This window comes from Streptomyces sp. NPDC060035, assembly GCF_042736635.1.
Taxonomy (GTDB): Bacteria; Actinomycetota; Actinomycetes; order Streptomycetales; family Streptomycetaceae; genus Streptomyces.
Genome location: NZ_JBHWVO010000007.1, coordinates 67793 through 85914 on the forward strand (window position 1 = coordinate 67793; position 18122 = coordinate 85914).

The window sequence follows — 18122 nt, forward strand, 5'->3', positions numbered from 1 at the left end:
AGCCGCTGTTGCCGTACCGGCTGCGTCGATCAGTCGGGTTGCTCCGACTGTTGCGGCTACTCCGGCTGCTTCGGTTGCTTCGGGTTGCGCAGCCGGCCCGCCCGTTCGAGTCCGCGCTGGGCCACGCCCGCCAGCCGGGGCCTTTTCCGTACGAAGCTGTGCGCCCTGCGCGAGGGTTCACGGCCGAGCCACTGGAGGGCCGCGCCCGCCCCCGGCCTGACCGAGGCGCCCTCGTGGACCGTCAGCTCCCCGGTCTTCAGTGCGTCCTTGTACTCGGCCGCCCCGCGCCCCATGTCGAGCATCCCGATGCCGTCGTCCGCGGCCGCACGCGCCATCCGAAGATGGAGGATCAGCCCGGGAGAGAACTTCGCGAACTCGGGGTCGTACGAGGGGAACCAGCACGAGAGCACGGTCCGCGAGCGCAGCCCGAAGTGGGCGGCCACGGGCTTCCCGCCCGCGTACAGAACCGAGAGCACACCCGAGCACCCTGGCGCCCTCGTGTGGAACAGGAACTCCACCAGGTCGCGGATCCACTTCTTCGCGAAGCGGTCGCGGCGGCCGGTCCTGCGGTACTGGGCGGACTTCCACTCCATCAGGGTCCGCAGCACCGCCGGATCCCGCTCGTCGAGGACGAACCGCACCTCACCGGCCTGGCGGCCCAGCTTGCGCTCCTTCGCCAGGGTGGTCCTGAGGAACTTCGGCGACCGGGCGCGCAGCTCCGTTTCGTAGCTCTCGTAGCCGTCACCGACATCGATGACGTACGAGGGATACGAGCGGGCCGCATCCGCCTCGAAGAGCTCCTGACCCGGCTCCAGATTGTCGAACTCCCATGCGGAGAGCCCGCAGGCCCGCAACAGCGTCCTGGCGTCCAGCGAGAGTCCGGGGCGCACCACCGCCCCCTGGAGGTCGGAGACCCCGAAGCCGATCGCCCTGCCCTGGCCGCCGAACCGCCCCCGCTCGAAGGGGAAGTAACCGGCCGTCCCCTCCGCTTCCTCGCTGATCACGGCCACCCGTGCACGCGGCCGCACGCGGCCGACGGCAAGAGTGAATTCCGGTTCCATGAACGGATGGGCCGGAGCTCCGGACTTCGCCCGCAGCTCCCGCCAGGTCTCGATGTCCCCCGCGCCCAGATCCCCGGGCCTGACCACACGAATGCGCCGACTGCTCACAAGACCCCCCGGTCTACCCCCTGAGCCACGCTGCTCAGAACGGTACCGGGCACGGTCACTCCGCGGTAGGCACCCACGACATCTTGTGACCGACCGGTGAAAATCGGCTCCTTCCGCTTTCGGCCGTCACGCGACCTGCTCCCCGCGCCGCCACACCCTGCTGACCAGCGGAACGCCCGGCCGGTAGGCGAGGTGGACGTGGCTCGGGGAGTCCAGGAGTACGAGGTCGGCGCGGGCGCCGGGCGTGATCCGGCCGACGTCGTCACGGCGCAGCGCGGCGGCGCCGCCCGCGGTGGCGGACCAGAGCGCCTCGTCGGGGGTCATGCCCATGTCCCGTACGGCGAGGGCGATGCAGAACGGCATGGAGGAGGTGAACGAGGAGCCCGGATTGCAGTCGGTGGAGAGCGCGACGGTGGCGCCGGCGCCGAGGAGGCGTCGGGCGTCGGGCCAGCTCGCGCGGGTGGAGAACTCGGCGCCGGGGAGCAGCGTCGCCACCGTGTCGCCCTGGCCGAGCGCGTCGAGGTCGGCGTCGGTGAGGTGGGTGCAGTGGTCGGCGGAGGCGGCGTCCAGCTCGACGGCGAGCTGGACGCCGGGGCCGTGGCCGAGCTGGTTGGCGTGGACCCGGGGGTGCAGGCCCCTGGCCAGGCCCGCGGTGAGGATGGCGCGCGCCTGGTCCCCGTCGAAGGCGCCCTTCTCGCAGAAGACGTCGATCCAGCGGGCGTGCGGGGCGCAGGCGTCCAGCATCGGTCCGGTGACCAGGTCCACGTATCCGGCGGGGTCCTCGGCGTACTCGGGCGCCACGACATGCGCGCCGAGGTAGGTGACCTCGTCCGTGTGGCGTGCGGCGATGCGCAGGGCGCGGGCCTCGTCCTCGACGGTGAGGCCGTAGCCGGACTTGGTCTCGAAGGTGGTGGTGCCCTGGCGCAGCGCCTCGGCGAGATAGCGCGCGACGTTGGCGGAGAGCTCGTCGTCGGAGGCGGCGCGGGTGGCGGAGACGGTCGTGCGGATGCCGCCCGCGGAGTAGGGGCGCCCGGACATGCGGGCGTTGAACTCGTGGGTCCGGTCGCCCGCGAACACCAGGTGGGAGTGGGAGTCCACGAAGCCGGGGATCATGGCCCGGCCGCCCGCGTCGACGGCGTTGTCGGTGGCGGGTGCTTTGCTGGATTCACCGGTCCAGACGATGCGGTCGCCCTCGATGACGACGGCCGCGTCCAGGATCAGGCCCAGGGGGGTCCCGTTTCCGAGGGAGGGGTCATTGGTGACCAGGCTGGCGATGTTGGTGACGGCGGTCGTCGTCATGTGGGGGGTGCTCTCCTCGGGTTCGGAAATCAGCCGTGCAGGGCGGCGATGGCGGAGGCAAGTGCTGCGGGGACGTCCTGTACCTGGGTGTGGTGACCGTCCCGCACGAGATGCCGGCCTGCCACGACCGTGTGCCGCACATCCGCGGCGGAGGCAGCGAATACGGCTGCTTCGGCTGCCAGCCGGGGCGCCGGCCCCGCTGTTCTGACGGAGTCCAGTGCGACGGTGGCGAAGTCGGCCGGCGCACCCGGTTCCAGCGTGCCGGCGTCGGGGCGGCCGAGTGCGGCGTGCCCGTCGGCGGAAGCGGCTCTGAGGAGGGCCGCCGCCGTCCAGTGGCCGCGGACATGGGTGCGCAGGCGCTCGTTGAGCTCCATCGCCCTGGCTTCCTCGAAGAGATCGATCACCGCGTGGCTGTCGCTGCCCAGCGAGAGCGGGGAGCCCGCCCGCTGGAGGGCGGCGGCGGGCCCGATGCCGTCGGCGAGGTCGCGTTCGGTGGTGGGGCACATGCAGGTGCCGGTCGTGGAGTTCCCCAGCAGAGCGATGTCCTCGGCGGTGAGGTGCGTGTTGTGGATGCCGGTGGTGCGTGGGCCGAGAACCCCGTGGTCGGCGAGGAGCCGGGTGGGGGTGCGGCCGTGGGCGGCGAAGCAGGCGTCGTTCTCCGCGGTCTGCTCGGAAAGATGGACGTGGAGCGGCGCTTCCCGCTCCTCGGCCCATTGCGCGACGGTGGCCAGCTGCCCGGCCGGAACGGCGCGCACGGAGTGGATGGCGGCGCCGATCAGCGTCCGGTCGTCGCCCTTGAGGAGAGAGGCGCGCTCGGCCCAGGCGTCGGCGGTCGTGTCGCAGAAGCGGAGCTGGTGCCGATTGGGCTTCTCGCCGAATCCGGCGGCGAGATAGGCGGTGTCCAGCAGAGTGATGCGGATGCCCGCCTCGGCCGCCGCCGCGATGAGGGCCTCACCCATCGCGTTCGGATTGTCGTAGGGCGTGCCCCCCGGCGCGTGGTGCAGGTAGTGGAATTCGCCGACGGAGGTGATGCCGGCCAGGGCCATTTCGGCGTACGTGGCACGGGCCAGGTCGTAATAGGTGTCGGGGGTGAGCCGGGAGGCCGCCCGGTACATCAGCTCGCGCCACGTCCAGAAGGTGCCGGAACCCACCTGGACGGTGGAGCGCAGGGCCCGGTGGAAGGCGTGCGAGTGGGTGTTGGCCAGGCCCGGGAGGGTCAGGCCGCGCAGTGCCGTGGCGCCGGGCGGCGGTGTGTCGATGCCCGTACGGACACCGACGATGCGCCCTGCGGCCACGTCCAGGGCGACGCCCGGCTCGACGTGGGTGCCGAGCCAGGCGTGGGACAGCCAGTAGGTGGTGACCGGTGTGCCTGTCGGTTGCGTTGTCAGCTGCACGCGAGGCCTTCCAGTACGTCGGCGAGTGCGATCACCCCGGCCACACAGTCGTCCTCGGCGGCGTGCTCGGCCGGCGAGTGCGAGATCCCGGTGGGGTTTCGTACGAACAGCATGGCGGTGGGCACCGAAGCGGACAAAATACCCGCATCATGGCCCGCTCCTGTGCCGAGCACGGGGACGGTGCGTCCCGTGTCGTCCGGGCCGTGTTTGCCCAGCACCCGGCAGATCTCGTCGCGAAGGGCGTGCTGGAACTCCACGACGGGCGTGAACGACTCCCGTACGACGTCGAGGTCGATCCCGGCCCGCCCGGCGTGCTCCCGTGCGGCCCGCTCGACGCCGCCGACGACGGCGTCGAGGGTGGCCTGGTCGGCGGCCCGCGAGTCGAGCCAGCCCCGGACGAGGGAAGGAATCGCGTTGACCCCGTTCGGCTCGACAGTGATCTTGCCGAAGGTCGCGAGCCCTCCTGCGAGCTCCGCCTCGCGCCGGGCCGCCAGCACGGTCTCGGCGAACGTGAGCATCGGGTCGCGCCGGTCGACGAGCCGGGTGGTGCCGGCGTGGTTGGCCTCGCCCCGGAAGTCGAACCGCCACCGCCCGTGCGGCCAGATGGCGGAGGCGACACCGACCGGGTCCCCGCTCAGGTCGAGGGCACGCCCCTGCTCCACATGGAGCTCGACGAACGCACCGATACGGGCCAGCCGTTCGGGATCGGGCCCGATGGCGTCGGGGTCGTATCCGGCGGCTTCCATGGCCTGCGGGAGCGTGACACCGTCCCCGTCGCGGAGCAGCTGCGCCTTGTCGACGGTCAGCTGCCCGGCGGCGAGCCGGGACCCGGCGCAGGCGAGCCCGAAGCGGGCCCCCTCCTCGTCCCCGAAGTTGGTGATCGCGACCGGCTTGATGAACTGTGCTCCCCTGCGGCGGAGTTCATCGAATGCGGCGAAGGAGGAGACCACGCCGAGGGGCCCGTCGAAGGCGCCACCGTCCGGCACGGAGTCGAGATGCGACCCCGTGACGACGGCGTCCCCGGCCAGCGGATCGCCGTACCAGGCCCACTGGTTGCCGTTCCGGTCCACTTCGTAGTCGAGTCCGCGCGACTCGGCCTGCCCCCGGAACCATGCCCGGCACTCCGCGTCGGCCCCGGTCCAGGCATAACGCCGGTACCCGCCGCTGCCGGCATGGCGGCCGATGGGCGCGAGGTCGCGCCACATCGACTGGAAGGACGGCTGCGGCGGGAGCTCGTCCCGCAGGGCGGAACCGGGCCCGACGGAACCCGCACCCGGCATCGACATGCCCGCCCCCACCGCACCGGGGCCGCCCGGCGTCACGGCTGCTCACCCTCCGCCATGGGGACCCGTACGCCCTTGTCCGAGGCAACGGACTCCGCGATGTCGTAACCGGCATCGACATGCCGGATGACCCCCATCCCCGGGTCGTTGGTGAGCACCCGGCGGATCTTCTCGCCCGCCAGCTTCGTACCGTCGGCGACCGTGACCTGTCCCGCGTGGATGGACCGGCCCATGCCCACACCGCCGCCGTGGTGCAGGGACACCCAGGACGCCCCCGATGCGACGTTGACCATGGCGTTCAGCAGCGGCCAGTCCGCGATCGCGTCGGAGCCGTCGAGCATCGCCTCGGTCTCGCGGTACGGCGAGGCGACCGATCCGCAGTCCAGATGGTCGCGCCCGATGGCCAGCGGAGCGGCCAGCTCACCGCTCGCCACCATGTCGTTGAACCGCTCACCGGCCTTGTCCCGCTCGCCGTATCCGAGCCAGCAGATCCGGGCCGGGAGCCCCTGGAAGTGGACGCGCTCGCCGGCCATCTTGATCCACCGCTGCAGCGACTCGTTCTCCGGGAAGAGTTCGAGCATCGCCTTGTCCGTCTTGTGGATGTCGGAGGCCTCCCCCGACAGCGCCGCCCACCGGAACGGCCCCCTGCCCTCGCAGAAGAGCGGCCGGATGTACGCGGGCACGAAGCCCGGGAAGTCGAACGCCCGTGCATAGCCCACCAGTTGCGCCTCGCCACGGATCGAGTTGCCGTAGTCGAAGACCTCGGCGCCGGCGTCCATGAAGCCGACCATCGCCTCGACGTGTGCGGCCATCGACTCACGGGCACGTCGGGTGAAGTCGGCGGGCTTCTCGGCTGCGTACGAGGCCATGTCCTCGAAGTCGACGCCGACCGGCAGATAGGCGAGCGGGTCGTGGGCGCTGGTCTGGTCGGTGACGATGTCGATCGGCGCACCCTCGGCGAGCATGCGGGGAAGCAGCTCCGCCGCGTTGCCGAGGAGACCGATGGAGAGCGGTCGCCGCGCATCCCGCGCCTCGACGGCCAGCCGGAGCGCGTGCTCCAGGCTGTCGGCCTTCACGTCCAGGAAGCGGTGCTCGATCCGGCGCTCGATGGCGCGCGGGTCGCAGTCGATACAGATGGCGACGCCGTCGTTCATGGTCACGGCGAGCGGCTGGGCCCCGCCCATACCGCCGAGCCCGGCCGTCAGCGTGATGGTCCCCGCGAGCGTGCCGTTGACCCCCTTGCCCACGGAACGCAGCTTCTCGGCGACGGCGGCGAACGTCTCGTACGTGCCCTGGAGGATGCCCTGCGTGCCGATGTAGATCCAGGACCCGGCGGTCATCTGCCCGTACATGGTGAGCCCGAGGGCCTCCAGCCTGCGGAACTCCTCCCAGTTGGCCCAGTCGCCCACCAGGTTGGAGTTGGCGATCAGCACACGCGGCGCCCACTCGTGGGTCTGCATGACACCGACGGGCCGCCCGGACTGGACGAGCATCGTCTCGTCCTGCTTGAGCGTCCGCAGCGTGCGGACCATGGCGTCGTAGGACCGCCAGTCCCGGGCCGCCTTGCCCGTACCGCCGTAGACGACGAGCTTGTCCGGGTGCTCGGCCACCTCGGGGTCGAGGTTGTTCTGCAGCATGCGGAGGGCGGCTTCCTGCTGCCATCCCAGGGCGCTCAGTTCCGTACCGCGCGGTGCCCGTACGGGGCGGGGTCCTGACATGGCAATGCCTCCTCGCGACTGCGACCGTAACTCTTCTATTCACATCCTGGGGGTCTGAATACTCTTAGTCAACAGCGGGTCCGCGGCAGCGGGGCCGAACGGACGACGGCCGACTGCCACACACCCACCGGCGGCCCCTTTACACCGCTACCCGCATGTACCTATGGAAAATGCCAGAACTCCCACCAGCCGCAAGCACGTTGCGTAGCCTCTCCACTACAGCCGTACGTCACGTCGGGAGGGGAGTCCGCGTTGCCCGGAATCGACGAGTGCCTGCTCGAAGTCATGAGGCTGCCCGGTGCCCGCGGCGCCGCGGTGGTCGACTGGACGAGCGGCCTCGCCCTCGGCACCATCGGCGACTCGCCCGGCGGTGACCACGAGACGACGGCCGCCGAGACGGCCGAGGTGGCGAGGATGGCGGCCGAGCAGCCGGTCTTCGCACAGGCCCGCCTGCAGGACTTACCCGACCCGCCCGGACCGGCCGTCGAGGACGTCATCGTCACCTCCCGGGCCGGCTACCACATCCTCCGTTTCGTCGAGACGGCGTTCGACAGCAGCGTCTTCCTGCACCTCTGGCTGGACCGTGCGGAAGGCAATCTCGCCCTCGCCCGAATAAGGCTCGGCGAGATCGCGAAGCGGCTGGTCCTGGCATGAGACCGACCGCCACCCGGCCGGACACCGCCGAACAAGCCACCCCTTCCGTCCCCTCCCCCATGCTCCAGCGTCTCGCGGAGGAGCGCGCCACCGGCGCACTGATGCGCGACCGCGGCACCCTCTACCTCACCGACGGCCAGATCGTCCACGCCGAAAGCCCCGCCACACCCGGGATCGACGTCCTGCTCATCACGGGCGGCGCGCTGCGCACCGAGGGCTGGTGGGACGCGGTCGCCCAGGCAGGCGCCGGCCAGCGCGTCGGCCGCTACCTCGTGGACAGCGGCCGGGTGCCCGGCGGCGCGCTGGAGCTGTGCCACCTGGGTGCGCTGTACGACGCCGCGTTCTTCGCCCTCGCTCCCACCCGCACCCCCGCCCGCTTCCGCTACGGGGTCTCGCACTGGATCGGACCGGTCCATCCCGTACCCGTGGACGCCGTGCAGCGCGAGACGCTCCGGCGCCGGGAGCTGCTGGACCGCATCTGGCCGGACCCACTCACCGACAGCGCCCCGCTCACCCCCGCGGCGCACCCCGTCGACGCCCCGGTCCCGCCACGGCAGCGCCGTGTCCTGGACCTGGTGGACGGCGTGCGTACAGCCACGGACATCGCCCAGGAACTGGGCCGCTCGGCCTTTCACATCCTGGTCGACCTGCGACGCCTCGCGGCCGCCGGACTGGTCGAAGCGGTCCGGCAGACGGCGGCCCTGTCGGCCTCCGCACCCGGCCGGGTCACGCTGCCCGAGGTGACCGCCGACCCCGACGTCGCCCTGCTGCGCCGGCTCAGAGACGCATTGGAGGCCCTGTGATTCGCGCGCTCAGACAGCGTGCCGGGAGGAGACAACTGATGGTGCCCGAGGCCGAAGTGCAGCATGTCCTCGACGAGCTCCAGCGGTTACGGGCCCGGGTACCCCTCCTCGCGGGCGCGCTGGCGGCCAGCACCGACGGTCTGGTCCTGGCACAGGACACCCCCGGCGTCGAAGCCGAGGGCGTGGCCGCCCTCACGGCCGCCGCACTCGGCGTGGCGATCCGGATGACCGACGCCACCGGCCGCGGAGGCTTCCGCGAACTCCTGGTCCGCGGCGAGAGCGGCTACATCGCCACGTACGCGGCAGGTTCCTGCGCCGTCCTCACCCTGCTGGCCGAGGACCGCATCAATGTCGGCCGCCTCCACCTGGAGGGCCGCCGGGCAGGCGCCCGCATCGGCGAGGTCGTCGATGCCGCAGCCGCAGCCCCCGACCGCCCGGCCGCACCCCCACGCCCCCCGCAGGCCCGCAGCCTGCCACGCCGCCCCACCCCGGACAGCACGACCTGATCACCTGCAGGACCGACACATCACCCAGAGGAAGTGAGCTCTCATGTCCAACACCGAAGCGTCACTGAAGGACGCGATGACGTCGATCGAGGGCACCCTCGGTGTCGCACTCGTCGACTACACCAGTGGCATGGCCCTGGGCACCCTCGGCGGCGGCAAGGACTTCAATCTCGATGTCGCTGCCGCCGGCAACACGGACGTCGTTCGCGCGAAGCTCCGCACCATGGAACACCTGGGGATCAAGGACGAGATCGAGGACATCCTGATCACGCTCGGCGCCCAGTATCACCTCATCCGCCTGCTCAAGACCCGTGGCAACAACGGCCTGTTCCTCTACCTGGTACTGGACGCCGGCCGCGCCAACCTGGCGATGGCCCGCCACCAGCTGAAGAAGATCGAAGCAGAACTGGAGATCTGAGTCACCGCCGGCGACGGGCCCGGTGACCCGGTACGCCTTCACCTGCTTGCCGGCAGGCCGCCCGTGCTCCACCCAGTCGGTGCGCACCCAGTACAGGAGGTCGTCCCGCCGCTCCCGCTGCCCGATCCGCACGGCCTTCGTCCAGAGCCCGGCCCCGGCCCCCGCGAGCACGAGCCCACCGGCCCCCGGCACCAGGAACCCACTGGCCACCGCCACCACGAACGCCCCCAGCAGCCACCACCGGTGCCCCCGCCTCCAGTTCCGTACGGTCACGGCCCGGTCCTGCAGAAAGTCGCTCCGTCCGGCCCGCGAGGCGCCCCTGGCGAGCTCCCCGTACCGCGCCGTACGCACCAGAGCCACGACGGCCGCGGTCACGAGGAACAACGCCGCCCCTGCCAGTAGCCCGATCCGCCGCCCGGTCATCCCCGGCACCAGCGCCCCGACGGCCGACGCCAGCAAACCCGGCCACCACAAAGGTGCTGCCCCGGCCCGCACGATCACGGCCACCCTCGCCAACGACTGCGCTCCGCGCCCCATGTCCGTACCCCTCTCCGCAGCTGCCTGTGGACCTTCCTGGGCGCGGAGATTAATGGGCACAGATGAGCGACACCTGAGAATCGTCAAAAATCCCTATTCGACGAACAGCCCCCGCGCAGCGGCCCGCGCGTCGAACTCCTCCAGCCGGGCCTGCGCCTCCGGCAGCCCGTCGCACATCGCCTCCAGCAGCACCCGCCCCAGCAGCATCGGCGCACAGGCGGTGTCGAAGGCGAGCCCGGTCCCGACGGCGGCCGGAATCAGCACATCGCTGTGCTTGGCCACCGGGGCGAAGGCCGACTCGGCAACGGTCACGACGGTCAGTCCCTGCGCCTGCGCATACCCGAGCGCATCCACGACCTCTCTCGGATGCCGGGGCAGCGCGAAACACATCAGCGCACCGGCCCCCGCCCGCCGGGCGGCATCGATCCGGTCGTGCAGCATGCTGCCGCCCTCGTCGAGCACGCGGACGTCGGGATGCACCTTGGCGGCGAAGTACCCGAACCCCCGGGCCTGCGACGACGCCGCCCGCAGCCCCAGCACGGGCAGCGGCCGCGATCCGGCCAGCAACCGTCCCGCCCGCTCCACCGGGCCCTGATCGGCGAGGAGTTCGGCCAGGTGCTGGAGGTTCTCGATCTCGGCCCGGACGGCCTGCTGATACTCGTTGAAGGTCTCCTCCACAGCACCCCCACCCGCCCCTTCGGCCGGTGCGACCTCCCTCAGATGCTTACGGAGAGCCGGATACCCGTCGAAGCCGAGCGCCACGGCGAACCGGGTGACGGACGGCTGACTGACCCCGGCCAGCTCGGCCAGCTCCACACTGGACAGGAAGGGAGCATCGGCGGCCCGCCGCACCATGGAGTGCGCGATCCGCCGCTGGGTGGGCGTGAGCCGCTGCCCTTCGAAGAGCCGCTGCAACCGCGCAGCCGGACTGCTCCCGCTCATGCTGGTCCCTCCGGAGATCCGTCGCACCACATCGGCGCCGAGGAATCTATTCAGCCAGCAAGTGGACTGCATGTCCATATACAGGCCCACCGGCAGGGGCGCCGCCCGACACCGGGGCTCGGCTGGTTCCAGCGAGCGACGTACTCACCCGCCGACGCTACGGAACCGAGCCTTCCCCGATTCCGCGGCTCCCTCAGGCGAGCCAGCCGTAAGGCAGGCGCAGCAGCGCGGCAGCGCGGGAGGCGACAAGCGAACCGTGCGGCGGGACGCCCTCGCCGGCGAGTCCGAGAGTCAGATGCAGATGCAGCGACTGCAGGGTGGCGAAGGTGTTGAACGCCCAGGGCGGGACGGGCCCGGGGCCGCCGCCTTCAAGGGCTTCCTCCACCACGGCCAGCCAGCCCGCCGCCTGATCGGCCGTCAGCCCAGGAGCGAGCAGGATACGGGTGAGGGCGCGGGCGAGACGCGCGTCCTCCAGCTGCTCGTAACGGTGGTCGGCGTCGGCCGCCGTCATCCTGCGGGCGCACAGTTCCAGCAAGTCGGTGCGGCGGGCGGGCAGGGCCAGGGCGAACGCGGCTGCGGCGTCGGCACCGTGGGCGACTGCGTGCAGCCACCCGAGGGTGTCGTCCCAGCCGCGTGTGTCGTGCTCGGAGGCGTACCACGAGGCGTACGGGTCGTACCAGCGCTCCACCGCCGCCTTCGGTACGGTGCCGGGGGCCCGGTGCCCGCGTGTCAGGACGCGTGCGAGAAGCAGCGGTGCGAAAGTACGGGCCTGGATCTCGGCGTGGCCGAAACGGCCCGCAGCTCTGTCCCCGAGATCCTCCAGAACCTCGTCGAGGTGCCCTTCCTCGATCCAGCGCGCGGCGGCGGAGTACGCGTAGTCGTCACGGATCACGGGGTCCGGGGAGGCCAGCATGGCCGACAGCTCCTCGCCCATCCGAGACGCAGTCACGGTGTCCGGAAAGCGGAAGCCGTCTTCGGCGATCGTCAGCCAGTCGGGATCCAGAGTCACCCGGTCAGCTTCCACATGCCGACACGGGTGGTGATTCCGCTGCGAAGGAAGTGGCCGGGCCGTGGCGCCGCCCCTGCGTGGGACGACACGTCCGAGTCCCCCTCACGACTGGGCGCAGCGGGCTCGCAGGTGACCCGCGACGGCCCGGCCCGTCGAGCGACGCCTCAGGGCTTGCGTGCGACGCCACTGAACATGGCCACCTCGTCCGGCACGCCGTTCGCGTCCGCCTCAGGACGCCACCGGTTGCACGACACCACGCCCGGGTCCAGGAGCTCCAGGCCGTCGAAGAACCCGGCGACCTGTTCAGGAGTGCGCCGGGTCAGCTTCGGTGTGCCGTGCTCGTTCCAGAACACCACTGCCGCATCCACATCGGGCATCGCCGGATCCGTGACCGTATGGGAGAGGATCAGGTGACTCCCGGACGGCAGGCGGTCCATCAGGCGACCGACGGTTCCGTACGCCTCCGCGTCGTCCTCGAGGAAGCGACTCCGCGAACGGTCAGAACACGACGCGCGCCGCCATGAGCGCCGCCTGCGCATCGGTGTCGCCGTCCAGCTCCAGCCGCCCGCGCGGAGGGCGGCCCGCCACATGGCGGGCGAAGGTGATCGCGTCCGCGCGGAGCGTGGCTGCGGGGGCGCCGAGGCCCAGGAGGAGGCAGTTGCCGCCTGCGGGGCCATGGAGGTCGATTTCCACCGGGGGGCCGGTCCAGGCGAGCGCCAGGTCGAGCACCACCTGGTCCACGACCTCGCGGTCGTGCCCGTCCAGGAGCAGCTCGGCTCCCGTCGCATCGCTGAGGTCCACCCGGTGCATCCAGGTGTCGCGGGCGGAAAGGACGCTGTTCATGTAGTCCATCGAGTCGTCGGGAAGGGCCCTGGCCTCCGGGTAGAGCAGGCTCAGCCGCATCTTTCGGCGGACGGGCGCGGGTATGCGGCGCAGCGCGCGCAGGCCCTGGGGGGCGTAGTGGGCGAGAGCGCCGATCAGTTCCCTGCCCGGCACGGCCCGCCTGTCATCGATCTGGCTCTCGTTGTGACCGTCGAGCCGGCCCAGGTGCGGATGCATCCGCCCGGCACGCCGGATCCGCCGTACGGCGACCCAGGGGCGGGGCAGCTCCTCGTACTGGCCGACGATGTGGGCGAGCATGTCGCGGACCGTCCAGCCGGTGCAGACTGTCGGACGCCGCCAGTCCTCGTCGGACAGCTCACGGAAGGTGGACAGCGTGGCGCGGAGCTCTGCCTCGTTGACCTCACGGGCCCGCTCCTCGGATGTCCGGGGGATGGTGCGGGCGGAAGGCGTCGCGGTGGTCATGGGGCCCAGCTCCCCTCTTTCCCCCGGTCAACGCTACGCCGGTGGGCACTTCCCGGCATGGGGTGAGCTGCTCGCCCGGCACGGAAGCGGGCGAAAACAGGGGGGCTAACCCCACTGACCCGGGTGCCGGCGATTCGTACCGTAAGACGTATGGAAGCCCGTGACCCCGAGCTCAAGCGAGAGCTGGACGCGACCCTGCAGGCCCGCAGTGAGCTGGGCCCCGAATACGAGTCCGCACTCATCGACTCGTTCCTGGAGAAGGTCGAGCAGCGGCTCGACGGCACGCTCGACCGACGGGTGCGCCGGCATTTCGCCGAGCAGCAGATGGTGGTCGCCCGGGGCGGTACGCAGCCTGGCCGGGCGGGCGGCACATTCGGGGAGCGCTTCGGCTTCGGGGTCGTCTCGTTGGTCCTGGCCATCCCGCTGTCGGCGATCGGCGTCGCGAATGCCGGTATCGACGGGCTCGTCGTGGCCTGGCTCGGGATCTTCGGGGTGAACGCGGTTCACGCCGCCCGCATGTGGCCGTGGTTCCGGGCCGAGCGGAGTGAGCGGACATCGTCCGACTGGGAGGCCTGAGGGCGGCGAGGGCGAATGCCGCCCGTCTCCGCACATGCAGAAACCGCCGGTCTCCGCGCATAGATATTTCGCGGGAACCGCCGCACCCCCGGTTGCCCGGAGGGCGGGACGACGGCGGTCCCCGCGAGGGACGCGTTCCCGGGTCAGGGCCGGGTGTCGCGTCCTGGCGACGGTGGAGGTCCGGGAGCCGCTCCGTAGTCCGTGTCGCCGTATCTGGTGCCGGCGGGGTTTCCCCTGCCGACACCCACTACTGTGCCGGAGCCGTGTTAAGCCGGTGCTGCGCGCACGTGTCGCGCTCGTACCGGTTTCGCGAAGCCCGGGAATCCGTCCTACTGCTTCGAGTTGGCGTCCTTCGCGAGGAACGCCAGCAGGTCCTGCCTGCTCACCACGCCCTTCGGCTTGCCCTCGACCAGCACGATCGCCGCGTCGAAGCCGTCCGCACCGCTGAGCGCGGCCATCAGGTCCTCCACCGGTTCACCGGAGCCGACCTGCGGCAGCGGCGCCGACATGTGCTTCTCCAGCGTGTCGGCGAGCGAGGCGCGCTGCGTGAACAGGGCGTCCAGGAGCTGACGTTCGACGACGGAACCGATGATTTCGGCGGCCATCACATCCGGGTGGCCCGCGCCCGGCTTCACGATCGGCATCTGGGAGACGCCGTACTCGCGGAGTACGTCGATGGCCTCGCCGACCGTCTCGTCCGGGTGCATGTGGACGAGTGAGGGAATCGGGCCCTCCTTGAAGTCGAGGACGGCACCGACCTGCGCGGAGGTGCCGGTGTCCTCCAGGAAGCCGTAGTCGGCCATCCACTCGTCGTTGAAGATCTTGCTCATGTAGCCGCGGCCGCTGTCCGGCAGCAGGACGACCACCACGTCGTCGGGGCCGAGCCGCCCGGCGACCTCCAGGGCCGCGACGACCGCCATGCCGCAGGAACCGCCGACCAGCAGGCCCTCCTCCTTGGCGAGACGCCGGGTCATCTGGAAGGAGTCCTTGTCGGAGACCGCGACGATCTCGTCCGTGACCGTACGGTCGTAGGCACTCGGCCAGAAGTCCTCGCCGACACCCTCGACGAGGTACGGGCGTCCTGATCCGCCGGAGTAGACGGAGCCCTCCGGGTCCGCGCCGATGACCTGCACGCGGTTCTCGCTGATCTCCTTGAGATAGCGGCCCGTGCCGGTGATCGTGCCGCCCGTGCCGACGCCCGCGACGAAGTGGGTGATCCGCCCGTCGGTCTGCTCCCAGAGCTCGGGGCCCGTGGTCTCGTAGTGCGAGCGCGGGTTGTTCGGGTTGGAGTACTGGTCGGGCTTCCAGGCACCGGGCGTCTCGCGGACCAGACGGTCGGAGACGTTGTAGTACGAGTCCGGGTGCTCGGGGTCAACGGCCGTCGGGCAGACGACGACCTCCGCGCCGTACGCCCGCATCACGTTGATCTTGTCCGTGGACACCTTGTCCGGGCATACGAAGATGCACCTGTAGCCCTTCTGCTGGGCGACGATGGCCAGGCCGACGCCCGTGTTGCCGCTGGTCGGCTCGACGATCGTGCCGCCGGGCCGGAGCTCACCGCTCTGTTCGGCGGCCTCGATCATGCGCAGCGCGATGCGGTCCTTCACCGACCCGCCGGGGTTGAAGTACTCGACCTTGGCCAGGACCGTCGCCTGAATGCCTGCCGACACATTGCGCAGCCTCACCAGCGGGGTGTTGCCGACAAGACTGATCATCGAATCGTGGAATTGCACCGTGTACTCCGGGGTCTCCGAGATGGTCAAGCAAGACTATGCGTAAGGGGAGGACATTGGGCGAAGCGATTGGGCCAGGCCCTGTACGGGGCAGGTAGTGCTGTGTACAGCTGCACGGCAAGGAGGAGGTGGACCGGACTGTGTCGAGGGCGAGGGTGGCACGGCGGATCGCAGCGGGCGCGGCCTACGGCGGCGGTAGCGTCGGGCTGATCGGTGCGGCGACGGTAGGCCTGGTGCTGGCCGAGGTACAGCTGGCGAAACGGCAGGTGGGCGGCGGTTCGGCGCCGGTCCCTCCGAGTGCGAACGGGCGGTACGGGGTGGCGTTCGCCGGCCCCACCGATCCGTTGAGGTTCGTGATGCTGGGCGACTCGACGGCGGCCGGGCAGGGGGTGCGCAGGGCCGGTCAGACGCCGGGGGCGCTCCTCGCGTCCGGGCTGGCGGCGGTGTCCGAGCGGCCGGTGGATCTGCGGAACGTGGCGCTGCCCGGAGCCCGGTCGGACGATCTGGATCGGCAGGTGTCGCTGGTGCTGGCCGATCCGTCGGGGGTGCCGGACGTCTGCGTGATCATGATCGGCGCGAACGATGTGACCCACCGGATGCCGGCGACACAGTCGGTGCGCTGTCTGAGTACGGCTGTACGGAGGCTGCGCACGGCCGGCGCGGAGGTGGTCGTGGGCACGTGCCCGGATCTGGGCACGATCGAGCCGGTCTACCAGCCGCTGCGGTGGCTGGCGCGTCGGGTGAGCCGCCAGCTGGCGGCTGCTCAGACGATCGGTGCCGTGGAGCAGGGCGGGCGGACGGTGTCCCTGGGCGATCTGCTGGGGCCCGAGTTCGAGGCGAATCCGCGGGAGCTGTTCGGCCCCGACAACTACCACCCGTCGGCGGAGGGGTACGCGACGGCGGCGATGGCGATGCTGCCGACCGTGTGTGCGGTGCTCGGGCTGTGGCCGGAGTCCGACCATCTGGACGGGTCGCGGCGCGAGGACATGCTGCCGGTGGCGAAGGCGGCCTCCCAGGCGGCGCGGGAGGCGGGTACGGAGGTAACGGGGGCACGGGCTCCGTGGGCCCTGCTCAAGCACCGTCGGCGGCGGCGGTTGCCCGCGCACACGGAGCCGGCGAAGCGGTCCGACGTGGACGCGGACGGCGGGCCGCCGCCGTCCGGGTCGGGGGCGACGTGGCGGCCCGCGTGAGTGCGACCGTGACCGCCCGGTCGTGAGGGTGGCCGTGCGGTGGCGCGAAACGGCGGTCCTGTGCGGGAACAACCCGGGCGACTGAGCGGTTGCTTAGAAAAGAGGTCCGCATCACACAGCTTGTTGGGTGACCTCAGCTATACGTCCGGGTAACTTCCAAGTCAGCCCAGCCTTTCCAGCCTTCCAGCCTTCCAGCCCTCATGGAGCCGCGTGATGCCCGAAGCCGTGATCGTCTCTGCTGCCCGCTCGCCCATCGGCCGGGCCTTCAAGGGGTCCCTCAAGGACCTGCGCGCGGACGACCTGACCGCCACCATCATCCAGACCGCACTGGCCAAGGTCCCCGAGCTGGACCCGAAGGACATCGACGACCTGATGCTCGGCTGCGGCCTCCCCGGCGGCGAGCAGGGCAACAACCTGGGCCGCATCATCGCCGTACAGATGGGGATGGACCACCTCCCCGGCTGTACGGTCACCCGCTACTGCTCGTCCTCGCTGCAGACCAGCCGCATGGCGCTGCACGCCATCAAGGCCGGTGAGGGCGATGTCTTCATCTCCGCCGGTGTCGAGATGGTGTCCCGCTTCGTGAAGGGCAACTCCGACAGCATCCCGGACACGCACAATCCCTTCTTCGCCGAGGCCGAGGCCCGTACCGCCGCTCGCGCCGAGGAGACCGGCGCGAGCTGGACCGACCCCCGCGAGGACGGCATCGTCCCGGACGCGTACATCTCCATGGGGCAGACCGCGGAGAACCTGGCCCGGACCAAGGGCGTCACCCGCCAGGACATGGACGAGTTCGGCGTCCGCTCGCAGAACCTCGCCGAGGCAGCCATCAAGAACGGCTTCTGGGAGCGCGAGATCACCCCGGTGACGACGCCGGACGGCACGGTCGTCTCGCAGGACGACGGCCCGCGCGCGGGTGTCTCCCTGGAGGGCGTGCAGGGCCTGAAGCCGGTCTTCCGCCCCGACGGCCTCGTCACCGCGGCCAACTGCTGCCCGCTCAACGACGGCGCCGCCGCGCTCGTGATCATGTCCGACACCAAGGCGCGCGAGCTGGGCCTGACCCCGCTGGCCCGGATCGTTTCGACCGGCGTCTCCGGCCTGTCCCCCGAGATCATGGGCTACGGACCGGTCGAGGCCAGCAAGCAGGCGCTGAAGCGCGCCGGCCTGACGATCGACGACATCGATCTGGCCGAAATCAACGAGGCGTTCGCCGCCCAGGTCATCCCGTCCTACCGGGACCTCGGTCTGCCGCTGGACAAGGTCAACGTCAACGGTGGCGCGATCGCCGTCGGCCACCCCTTCGGTATGACCGGCGCCCGGATCACCGGCACGCTGATCAACAGCCTGCAGTTCCACGACAAGCAGTTCGGCCTGGAGACCATGTGCGTGGGCGGTGGCCAGGGCATGGCCATGGTCATCGAGCGCCTCAGCTAGACGGCCCGCGAGCCGCTTCGCACTCCCTCTGAAGGGCCGTTTCGAACCGGACCGAGCCCCGAACGTGACCGAATCTCCCCCAGGATGTGATCTGCGTCCCGGGGGAGATTCGTTTTCGCAGGTCACACCAGCCACAGGGCTAAACATCAGGC

At 70.9% G+C, this 18122-nt stretch carries 16 protein-coding genes and 2 pseudogenes; 7 read left to right on the forward strand and 11 right to left on the reverse strand.

The window, feature by feature from the left end; translation table 11 throughout:
- Nucleotides 1-56 precede the first annotated feature (56 nt).
- The 5 genes from ACFWBQ_RS13435 to hutU all read right to left on the reverse strand — a co-directional run bounded on the left by ACFWBQ_RS13435 (nt 57) and on the right by hutU (nt 6863).
- Complete coding sequence (locus ACFWBQ_RS13435) at nt 57-1169, reverse strand: GNAT family N-acetyltransferase (protein ID WP_385487321.1); 1113 nt, start codon at nt 1167-1169, stop codon at nt 57-59.
- Nucleotides 1170-1295: 126 nt separating this feature from the next.
- Nucleotides 1296-2468 carry an imidazolonepropionase gene (gene hutI, locus ACFWBQ_RS13440; protein WP_385487323.1) on the reverse strand — a complete coding sequence of 391 codons (1173 nt, stop codon included), beginning with the start codon at nt 2466-2468 and terminating at the stop codon, nt 1296-1298.
- Nucleotides 2469-2497: 29 nt separating this feature from the next.
- Complete coding sequence (locus ACFWBQ_RS13445; protein ID WP_385487325.1) at nt 2498-3862, reverse strand: formimidoylglutamate deiminase; 1365 nt, start codon at nt 3860-3862, stop codon at nt 2498-2500.
- The gene (locus ACFWBQ_RS13450; RefSeq protein WP_385487749.1) at nt 3853-5148 is read right to left on the reverse strand and encodes an allantoate amidohydrolase; all 1296 of its coding nucleotides are present in this window, start codon (nt 5146-5148) and stop codon (nt 3853-3855) included. The genes ACFWBQ_RS13445 and ACFWBQ_RS13450 overlap by 10 nt, the downstream gene beginning before the upstream one ends.
- Nucleotides 5149-5180: 32 nt before the next feature.
- Nucleotides 5181-6863, reverse strand: a complete 1683-nt coding sequence (gene hutU, locus ACFWBQ_RS13455; protein ID WP_385487327.1) for a urocanate hydratase — start codon at nt 6861-6863, stop codon at nt 5181-5183.
- A 252-nt stretch (nt 6864-7115) separates the two neighbouring features.
- Between hutU and ACFWBQ_RS13460 the strand changes: the two genes are divergently transcribed.
- From ACFWBQ_RS13460 to ACFWBQ_RS13475, 4 genes are read left to right on the forward strand one after another with little or no spacing between them, the layout of a single operon-like run.
- A complete protein-coding gene (locus tag ACFWBQ_RS13460; RefSeq protein WP_385487329.1) occupies nt 7116-7517 on the forward strand; it encodes a hypothetical protein in 402 nt (133 codons plus the stop codon).
- Complete coding sequence (locus tag ACFWBQ_RS13465) at nt 7514-8320, forward strand: winged helix-turn-helix domain-containing protein (RefSeq protein WP_385487331.1); 807 nt, start codon at nt 7514-7516, stop codon at nt 8318-8320. Before ACFWBQ_RS13460 ends, ACFWBQ_RS13465 begins: the two co-directional genes overlap by 4 nt.
- Nucleotides 8321-8358: 38 nt before the next feature.
- Nucleotides 8359-8826 (forward strand): roadblock/LC7 domain-containing protein, encoded by a 468-nt coding sequence (locus tag ACFWBQ_RS13470; RefSeq protein ID WP_385487333.1) that lies wholly within the window; start codon nt 8359-8361, stop codon nt 8824-8826.
- A 43-nt stretch (nt 8827-8869) separates the two neighbouring features.
- Nucleotides 8870-9244, forward strand: coding sequence for a hypothetical protein (locus tag ACFWBQ_RS13475; RefSeq protein WP_385487336.1), 375 nt, complete (start codon nt 8870-8872; stop codon nt 9242-9244).
- 6 nt (nt 9245-9250) lie between these two features.
- On the opposite strand, the pseudogene ACFWBQ_RS13480 reads toward ACFWBQ_RS13475, so the two are convergent.
- From ACFWBQ_RS13480 to ACFWBQ_RS13500, 5 genes and pseudogenes are all read right to left on the reverse strand, one after another.
- Nucleotides 9251-9781, reverse strand: a pseudogene (locus tag ACFWBQ_RS13480) (hypothetical protein); the annotation flags it as partial.
- 93 nt (nt 9782-9874) lie between these two features.
- Nucleotides 9875-10723, reverse strand: a complete 849-nt coding sequence (locus ACFWBQ_RS13485; RefSeq protein ID WP_385487338.1) for a MurR/RpiR family transcriptional regulator — start codon at nt 10721-10723, stop codon at nt 9875-9877.
- 193 nt (nt 10724-10916) lie between these two features.
- Complete coding sequence (locus ACFWBQ_RS13490) at nt 10917-11732, reverse strand: DUF2785 domain-containing protein (protein WP_385487340.1); 816 nt, start codon at nt 11730-11732, stop codon at nt 10917-10919.
- A gap of 164 nt (nt 11733-11896) precedes the next feature.
- Nucleotides 11897-12214: pseudogene (locus ACFWBQ_RS13495) on the reverse strand (SAM-dependent methyltransferase); the annotation flags it as partial.
- 16 nt (nt 12215-12230) lie between these two features.
- The gene (locus ACFWBQ_RS13500) at nt 12231-13037 is read right to left on the reverse strand and encodes a maleylpyruvate isomerase family mycothiol-dependent enzyme (protein ID WP_385487342.1); all 807 of its coding nucleotides are present in this window, start codon (nt 13035-13037) and stop codon (nt 12231-12233) included.
- A gap of 150 nt (nt 13038-13187) precedes the next feature.
- On the opposite strand from ACFWBQ_RS13500, the gene ACFWBQ_RS13505 reads away from it, so the two are divergent.
- Nucleotides 13188-13613 carry a hypothetical protein gene (locus tag ACFWBQ_RS13505; RefSeq protein ID WP_385487344.1) on the forward strand — a complete coding sequence of 142 codons (426 nt, stop codon included), beginning with the start codon at nt 13188-13190 and terminating at the stop codon, nt 13611-13613.
- A gap of 329 nt (nt 13614-13942) precedes the next feature.
- Here the strand turns inward: ACFWBQ_RS13505 and ACFWBQ_RS13510 are convergent, their stop codons facing one another.
- Nucleotides 13943-15346: a cystathionine beta-synthase gene (locus ACFWBQ_RS13510; protein ID WP_385487751.1), complete on the reverse strand. Its 1404-nt coding sequence runs from the start codon at nt 15344-15346 to the stop codon at nt 13943-13945.
- Between the two features lie 155 nt (nt 15347-15501).
- Between ACFWBQ_RS13510 and ACFWBQ_RS13515 the strand changes: the two genes are divergently transcribed.
- A complete protein-coding gene (locus tag ACFWBQ_RS13515; protein ID WP_385487753.1) occupies nt 15502-16536 on the forward strand; it encodes an SGNH/GDSL hydrolase family protein in 1035 nt (344 codons plus the stop codon).
- 213 nt (nt 16537-16749) lie between these two features.
- Nucleotides 16750-17970: an acetyl-CoA C-acetyltransferase gene (locus ACFWBQ_RS13520; protein WP_385487346.1), complete on the forward strand. Its 1221-nt coding sequence runs from the start codon at nt 16750-16752 to the stop codon at nt 17968-17970.
- The last annotated feature ends 152 nt before the right edge of the window (nt 17971-18122 follow it).

What these genes read in the sequence shown, in the direction of transcription:
- hutI (WP_385487323.1), bottom strand. Translation starts at nt 2,468, where the DNA reads ATGACGACGACCGCCGTCACCAACATCGCCAGCCTGGTCACCAATGAC.
- ACFWBQ_RS13450 (WP_385487749.1), bottom strand. Translation starts at nt 5,148, where the DNA reads ATGTCGATGCCGGGTGCGGGTTCCGTCGGGCCCGGTTCCGCCCTGCGG.
- hutU (WP_385487327.1), bottom strand. Translation starts at nt 6,863, where the DNA reads ATGTCAGGACCCCGCCCCGTACGGGCACCGCGCGGTACGGAACTGAGC.
- ACFWBQ_RS13465 (WP_385487331.1), top strand. Translation starts at nt 7,514, where the DNA reads ATGAGACCGACCGCCACCCGGCCGGACACCGCCGAACAAGCCACCCCT.
- ACFWBQ_RS13470 (WP_385487333.1), top strand. Translation starts at nt 8,359, where the DNA reads ATGGTGCCCGAGGCCGAAGTGCAGCATGTCCTCGACGAGCTCCAGCGG.
- ACFWBQ_RS13475 (WP_385487336.1), top strand. Translation starts at nt 8,870, where the DNA reads ATGTCCAACACCGAAGCGTCACTGAAGGACGCGATGACGTCGATCGAG.
- ACFWBQ_RS13485 (WP_385487338.1), bottom strand. Translation starts at nt 10,723, where the DNA reads ATGAGCGGGAGCAGTCCGGCTGCGCGGTTGCAGCGGCTCTTCGAAGGG.
- ACFWBQ_RS13500 (WP_385487342.1), bottom strand. Translation starts at nt 13,037, where the DNA reads ATGACCACCGCGACGCCTTCCGCCCGCACCATCCCCCGGACATCCGAG.
- ACFWBQ_RS13505 (WP_385487344.1), top strand. Translation starts at nt 13,188, where the DNA reads ATGGAAGCCCGTGACCCCGAGCTCAAGCGAGAGCTGGACGCGACCCTG.
- ACFWBQ_RS13520 (WP_385487346.1), top strand. Translation starts at nt 16,750, where the DNA reads ATGCCCGAAGCCGTGATCGTCTCTGCTGCCCGCTCGCCCATCGGCCGG.